Below are 780 nucleotides of genomic sequence, written 5' to 3'. Positions count from 1 at the left end.
CGGGGGGCCCACGGCCGATCCCGCGGGGGCGGCCTCCGGGGGGAGGTACATTCGTTCTGCTGACCCCTCGATCCGCCGCCCCTCCGTGGAGTTGTAGTGCGCGTTGTCCTCGCCGAAGACCTCTTTCTGCTGCGGGACGGCCTGGTCCGCATGTTGGAGGCGTACGACTTCGAGATCGCCGCGGCGGTGGAGAGCGGACCCGAGCTGAGCCGCGCGCTGGCCGAACTCAGACCGGACGTGGCCGTGGTCGACGTACGGCTCCCGCCCTCCTTCACCGACGAGGGCCTGCAGTGCGCGCTGGCCGCCCGGAAGGCCACCCCGGGGCTGCCGGTGCTGGTGCTCTCCCAGCACGTGGAGCAGCTGTACGCCCGCGAGTTGCTCGCCGACGGCAGCGGCGGGGTGGGCTACCTCCTCAAGGACCGGGTGTTCGACGCCGACCAGTTCGTCGACGCGGTGCGCCGGGTGGCCGCGGGCGGCACCGCGATGGACCCGCAGGTGATCTCGCAGCTGCTGACCCGGCGCTCCCAGGACAAGCCGATGGGCAAGCTGACGCCGCGGGAGCGGGAGGTGATGGAGCTGATGGCCCAGGGCCGGTCCAACGCCGCCATCGCGGCACAGCTCTTCGTCACCGAGCGGGCGGTCGCCAAACACACCTCGAACATCTTCGGAAAGCTCGGCCTGCCGCCGTCCGACGACGACAACCGCCGGGTGCTGGCGGTGCTCGCCTATCTGGACCGCGGCTGAGCGGAGCGGCCGGTGGGCGGCCGGGGGGTTCCCGGT

General features: G+C 72.3%; 1 protein-coding gene. It reads left to right on the top strand.

Going from position 1 to position 780, the window contains the following annotated elements; translation table 11 throughout:
- Positions 1-96: 96 nt before the first annotated feature.
- Positions 97-744 carry a response regulator transcription factor gene (locus E4099_RS32550; RefSeq protein WP_135342667.1) on the top strand — a complete coding sequence of 216 codons (648 nt, stop codon included), beginning with the start codon at positions 97-99 and terminating at the stop codon, positions 742-744.
- Positions 745-780 lie beyond the last annotated feature (36 nt).

This window comes from Streptomyces palmae (assembly GCF_004684805.1).
Lineage (GTDB): Bacteria > Actinomycetota > Actinomycetes > Streptomycetales > Streptomycetaceae > Streptomyces > Streptomyces palmae.
This window is presented reverse-complemented; position numbering and strand designations above follow the sequence as displayed.